This is a genomic window from Microcoleus sp. LEGE 07076 (assembly GCF_015207455.1).
Classification (GTDB): Bacteria; Cyanobacteriota; Cyanobacteriia; order Cyanobacteriales; family Microcoleaceae; genus Microcoleus.
In genome coordinates this window covers 1-6,111 of sequence record NZ_JADEWV010000279.1, presented here as the reverse complement: position 1 = coordinate 6,111, position 6,111 = coordinate 1, and the positions used below count along the sequence as shown (strand labels likewise).

The window sequence follows — 6,111 nt, the reverse complement described above, 5'->3', positions numbered from 1 at the left end:
GTCTAATGCTTTCCTCTCAAATGATTTCGGGCTAAATGCCCAATGCTTTCCTGTCAAATGCTTTCGGATAGCCCCCCAACTGCCAACTAACAAATAACAACTAACAACTGACTAATTACCATTTCGATTATAATGGCGGTTCAAAAAAACTCGGACTCAGTTCTACATCAGTCAAATCTGTTTCGCTCAAATAAGCGTCGGTCAAAAATACGCCCTTCAAATTTGCCCCCTTCAGGTTAGCACCTTTAAGATTAGCACCTCTAAGATTAACTCGGAATAAATGAGTGTCGCTCAAATCTGCCTCAGTTAAATCTGCTCCCTCCAAATTTACTCTCATCAAATCTGCTTTTCTGAGGTGTGCTTGGTTTAATTTAGCGCCGCTTAAGTCAGCTTTTGTCAAGTCTACACCTCTCAAGTCTGCCCCGCTCAAGTTAGCGAACAGCAAAGTAGCTCCGGTGAAATCTGTCTCCCTCAAATCGGCATCGCTTAAATTAGCGCCGCTGAGGTCGGCCCTTGTTAAGTCTACACCCCGGAGGTCAGCAGAACTCAAGTTTACTTGGTGCAAAATTGCGCCGCTTAAATCGGCTCCTCTTAAATCTGTTCCCTCCAAGTTTGCACCTTTGAGGTAAGCTTTTTTTAAGCTGGCTCTGCTGAGGTCTACATTTCTCAGATTGACCGAACTTAAGTTAGAACTGCTCAAATTAGCTCCGCTTAAATCTGACCCGTTTAAGTCTGCTCCGGTTAAGTTTACTCCTTGCAACGATACGTTGGGAGCAATTAAATAAGCTCCGCCGAGACTGAGGTCGATGCCTTCTGAAAACAATGTTTGGTTGCTGTAAACAGCTTTTTCAAGAATCGTAGCGCTCAAACTGGCTTCCCTCAAGTCCGCTCCGCTGAGGTTTGCTCCTGCTAAGTTTGCCCGATCGAGCTTTGCTCCAAATAAAATAGCTTTGTATAAGTTTGTCCGCCGCAAATCGGCTCCCTTTAAATCCGCTCCGGTCAAATCTACCATAATCAGATTTAATCCCGGAAGCGAGGCATTGGGAGCGAGCAAAATTGCTCCCATTGCTGCTGGATCGATATCGTTGGGAAAGATAGTCCGGTTGTTGTAGACAGCTTTGTCTAAAATGGTGCCGATCATTTGAGAGCCGCGCAAATCGGCGCCGCTGAGGTTGGCTCTGGTTAAGTTGGCTTGTTGAAGATTTGCTCCAACTAAATTGGCCTTGATCAAACTTGCTTGTTGGAGATTGGCTTGAGTGAGTTCGGCTCCTACCAGAGTCGCTTCTCGCAGGACAGCACCGCTCAAATCGGCTCTGGTGAGGTTGGCTAAATTGAGCAGTGACTCAGATAAATCCGCGCCGCTGAGGTTGGCGCGGGTGAGATCGGCTTCGATCAAATCTGCATACGTGAGAATAGCCTCTTTGAGGTTGGTTTCTCGGAGGTCGGTTCCTCTGAGGTTGGCTCCCCGGAATTCCGCACCGCCGAGGTTTGTGCCTTTAAGCGGTTGTCCCCGGAGGTCGAGCCGGTGCAGAAAGTCACCAACGTTCATTTCCATCTCAAATTCGCTCTCTTTAATGCTTAACCTAGCTTGACATTCCCAGCCCTGAATCGGGAATAGCCGAAAAACTATAAATTTTTTGGGGTTGAAGCCTCGCGCAGGCCCAGGCGACTTGTCCGAGGGGGAAGGTTTGTCGATCGAGCTGGATTTGCAGGATTTTGAGCGGATCTCCACCGGAGGAAACCATGAATTCTAATGTTTGCAAATTCGGCTGTGTGCTGAGGTCGCCCAGAATTTGGGCGATCGCCTTGACATAAGGATGGTTTTGCTCTTTGTACCACTCCGGGGCCGCGAGTCCGGCTTGATCGAAGCCGAGGTGAACGATGAGGGAGCGTTCTCCAAACAAAGCTACGCCCACCGGCCGCGCTTCTTCTTGCAGCAACAAGTCTTGACCTGCTGCCAACTGCCGCAGTTTTTCGAGGTGTTCGTACCGATTTTGGATTGCAGAATCTGCTTCTGTTCCTTCTTCCCTCGAACCTCTTCCTTCTTCCTTTTTCCTTCTTCCTTCTTCCTTCGCTTCGTTCCACTGAATCGCCACTGTTACTAAATAAGTTTGCAGCAGCATATGACCGAGTTTTTCGGCTTTTGTTGCCAAATAAATCGAGTTGTAATCTGTAGCTTCAATTAGTAAGGGGACGCGATCGGCCACTTCAATGCCGTAACCTTTCAAACCAGCAATTTTGCGCGGGTTGTTGGTAATCAACCGAATTTTTTTCACTCCCAAATCGTTGAGCATTTGCGCTCCAACGCCGTAGTTTCGCAAATCAGCGGGAAAGCCCAAGCGCTCGTTAGCTTCTACGGTATCGTATCCCAAATCTTGCAGCGAGTAAGCTTTTAGTTTATTTACCAATCCAATGCCCCGACCTTCTTGGCGCAAGTAAACTATGATGCCAGAACCGACATTTTCGATCATTTTCAGTGCCGCTTGCAGTTGCATCCGACAGTCGCAGCGCAAGGAACCCAAAGCATCGCCGGTCAGACATTCGGAATGTACTCGCACCATCACGGGTTTGTCCTTAAATTCTGCGGGGTCGCCCTTGACAATAGCAACGTGTTCTGAATTGTCTTGAGTGTCGCGGTAGGCGTAAATCATAAAATCGCCGAATTCACTGGGCAATTTGGCGACTGTTTCGCGGCGGACAAATCGATCGTACTTGAGTCGGTAGCTAATTAAGTCAGCAATGCTGATGATTTTGAGGTTGTGGGTTTTAGCGTACTCGATTAATTCCGGCAACCTGGCCATTGAACCGTCGGGGTTTTGAATTTCGCAGATGACACCGCTGTGATAGAGGCCCGCGAGTCTGGCGAGGTCAACGGAGGCCTCGGTGTGACCGGCGCGTTTGAGAACGCCACCGTCGATCGCCCGCAGGGGGAAAATGTGACCGGGACGGCGCAAGTCTTGAGGTTTGGTGTCCGGGTGGATCGCGACTTGGATGGTGCGGGCGCGGTCTTCGGCGGAGATCCCGGTACTGACGCCGTTGACTGCATCGATGCTGACGGTGAACGCAGTTTGATTGTTGTCGGTGTTTTTGCTGACCATCAGGGGCAGTTCGAGCCGATCGAGCCTGTCGCCGCTCAAGGCCAGACAAATTAAACCCCGCGCGTTCACTGCCATGAAATTGATGTTGTCGGGCGTAGCGAATTGGGCGGCACAAATTACGTCGCCTTCGTTTTCGCGGTTTTCGTCATCGACTACTACAAGCATCCGACCTGCTTTGAGGTCTGCGAGGGCGCTGTCAATTGAGTCAAAGTCGAAGGATTGAGTTGAGGTGTTGTTATTGGGCACTGAGAAGTTCAAGCTATAAACTGTATTGTTATGGAAATAGAATCTCTTTTTAATTGTAACCTTTTGTTTCCGACAGGGCGATTCCTCGATCCAGATGAGTTGGACACAATTTCCCAGCTTGCCTACTATAAAAATAGCCACTTGTCAACCAAAAATTGCCGCATTATTGAATGATCTTAACTAAGATCGCACAGATTTTAGCTAAACTGTACTTCCAACCTCCTAACTGTCTAATTGACAACCTGAATTGTTTGGCAGCAATAAATCTGCTGCCAATAAAGTTAGTATTAGTTATTTTTTGTGTAGTTGATATTAGACGATCGCCCGCGAAATCTTTACTAAAACTTTAATAAATTCTGCCTAAATGTGTGCTTTACTGAAAATTTAAAAGAGTCGATCGACCCTGGAGCATCTCCGGCTTTGTAAAAATATATTTTTGTTCGATTGCGATCGTCCCAGAAGAGCGAGTGTACAACCCCGTGCGAGTTCTTCAAGAGTTGGCGCGCCTGAAACAAAAACACAGATGTTCCCCATCGGCCGACTTAATTTTTTTGAAACTGATTCGGAGGAGAATTTTATGAATGCCACTACTCAAAACACTATCCACAGGACTTGCTCAGTGGCTGTGTTCTGTGCAATTATCGCGCTACAGCCACAAAAAGCTACAGCAGCAACGCTATCTAACGGTTGGAATTATGCGATCGACTCCTTCAGCGACGGCGTGACAGGGCCACAAATCGGCGGCGGCGCATTTGAATTTTACGGCATCGCCGTCAAAGAAACATCAGATACAGCTTTCATCGCCATCAACTCCAATCTAAGTTTAGCAGGATATGCAGACACCGCCGCTCTCCGAGGCAACATCAACTACGGCGATTTGTTCTTCAATTTTTCCGGTCAAAACTTCAACACAGCTAACGCAAACGGCAGCTTATTTGGTATCCGCTTTGCCGAAGGAAATGACTCAGGCGTTGCGACAACAGGCGTTTACAGCAATGTCACCGCTAAAAGCGTCACCAAAACCAACTCCGGCTTTACCAATTTAAATCAATTCAACACTGTAGTTGCATCTCAAGGCGGTACTCCATCAATGGGCGATTTAGCTGCCACAGACCCCTATTTTGAACAAACAGGAAACTGGACAGTTCTCAACTCAATTGCTGCGGGGAAAAAAGTAGGAGAAATCAACTTTTTAACTCCAGCAACTTTGAACGCTCTCGGTCTTAATTTCGCTCAATTTAATGCAGTAGGTTCTCAAACAATCGGATTCAGTTTCAACAAATCTGCTATGCCTTCGGGCAGCTATATTGCTAACTTTTTTGCCGAGTGCGCTAATGATGCGATCGCCATTAAAAGCTCGTTTGAAGCAAGCTCTCCTGAAGCCGTACCCGAACCTGCTACTTGGTTGGGTACTTTTGCCGGATTTGGGATTCTGGGTATGGGTGCGGCGAAACGCAAAATTAAGGGCAAGATTAGCTGAAATTAAAAGTTTGCAACACATTTAAGATTGCACTTAGAACCCCGACTTCTTCCAGAATTCGGGTTTTGGATATTTTTGATGAATCAGTCGGCCTCCTGGTGGCGAAAGTAGTAGGGTGCGTCGCAGGGTAATATTTGCCATCTGCGGTATTTGTTTGTTGATCCGCACCTTACGCCGTTATGGATAATCGAGGGGTTGTCTTCCCCGGATTTGGTATAACCTCATGCTCTAAGCTAAATTGAAATTGGCAGCATTAATCGCACTTGCCGTCACCCCATTCAGAGAAGCTAAAATTTCACCTGTTGACGACAAACGGATGAAAGTTGAACTATTTTCTTGAGTAATTGACAATTGCGAGAAAGTGAGATTATTGCCCAGTATTAGCAAATCTTGGCCATTTTCAAAATCCAAGATAGTATCGATACCAGAATTGGTAGAAAGCAAGAATTTATCATTGCCAGCACCTCCTGACAAAATATCACTTCCCAAACCCCCAGTCAGCCAATCATCACCGTTTCCTCCGAACAGCAGGTCAGTGCCATCACCGCCATTCAAACTGTCATCACCGCCTTCAGCAAACAAAACATCATTACCGCTACCTCCCAGCAATGTATCGTTACCATTGCCACCATAAAGAGTGTCATTCCCAAGACATCCATCTAGCAAATCATTATTCTGATTTCCGTTCAAGAAATCATTGCCAGCACCTCCGCAGATACTATCATCTCCGAAGTTACCGTAAAGACTATCATCACCTTCGCCACCAAAGATAATATCATTTCCGTCACCCCCATAGCCGATATCGTTGCCTTTACCGCCGTCGATAAAATCAACACCTTCATTCCCAAAAAGTAAGTCGTTGTCTTCCTTGCCATTGATTGAATCATTGCCCCGATCGCCGAAAATGATATCTTCACCTTGACCGCCCAAAATGATATCATTGTGTTTGCCACCAAACAGGATATCATCTCCCTGATCGCCACTAATAAAATCATTTTGTTTGTTGCCATACAAAGTATCGTTGTTTTCGCCTCCGTATAAGTTGTCATTGCCGAAACCCGCATCGAATATGTTCGGATTTGAACTACCGTAAAAAGCGTCATTATCAGGAGTACCAAACTGGATGTTACCGCTGCCATTGCTGGCGATAATATTTTCAGCTTCATTGGGTAAATCCAAATTTGGATATCGAATAGTATTGCAAATGCAATCACTTTCAGTTGAACTTGGTGTCGGCGTTTCCAGTGGCGTTGGTGTCTGTAGGGGCGGTGCCCCCGTGCCCGCCCC

At 46.8% G+C, this 6,111-nt stretch carries 4 protein-coding genes; 1 reads left to right on the top strand and 3 read right to left on the bottom strand.

The genetic code is table 11. The annotated features are described in order from the left end of the window. Positions 1-127 precede the first annotated feature (127 nt). Together IQ270_RS27055 and ribBA are read right to left on the bottom strand one after the other, a co-directional pair. On the bottom strand, positions 128-1,555 hold the full coding sequence (locus IQ270_RS27055; RefSeq protein ID WP_193976245.1) for a pentapeptide repeat-containing protein: 1,428 nt from the start codon (positions 1,553-1,555) through the stop codon (positions 128-130). 28 nt (positions 1,556-1,583) lie between these two features. Then, positions 1,584-3,344: a bifunctional 3,4-dihydroxy-2-butanone-4-phosphate synthase/GTP cyclohydrolase II gene (gene ribBA, locus IQ270_RS27050; RefSeq protein ID WP_193976244.1), complete on the bottom strand. Its 1,761-nt coding sequence runs from the start codon at positions 3,342-3,344 to the stop codon at positions 1,584-1,586. A gap of 577 nt (positions 3,345-3,921) precedes the next feature. Here ribBA and IQ270_RS27045 point away from each other — a divergent pair. After that, a complete protein-coding gene (locus IQ270_RS27045) occupies positions 3,922-4,824 on the top strand; it encodes an XDD3 family exosortase-dependent surface protein (RefSeq protein ID WP_193976243.1) in 903 nt (300 codons plus the stop codon). A gap of 228 nt (positions 4,825-5,052) precedes the next feature. On the opposite strand, the gene IQ270_RS27040 is transcribed toward IQ270_RS27045, so the two are convergent. Next, positions 5,053-6,111: calcium-binding protein (locus IQ270_RS27040; protein ID WP_305076230.1), on the bottom strand; the 1,059-nt coding region annotated here is incomplete at its 5' end.

Bases quoted from the DNA above. Each gene is read 5' to 3' on its own strand.
- IQ270_RS27045 (WP_193976243.1), top strand. From the start codon at position 3,922: ATGAATGCCACTACTCAAAACACTATCCACAGGACTTGCTCAGTGGCT.
- IQ270_RS27055 (WP_193976245.1), bottom strand. From the start codon at position 1,555: ATGGAAATGAACGTTGGTGACTTTCTGCACCGGCTCGACCTCCGGGGA.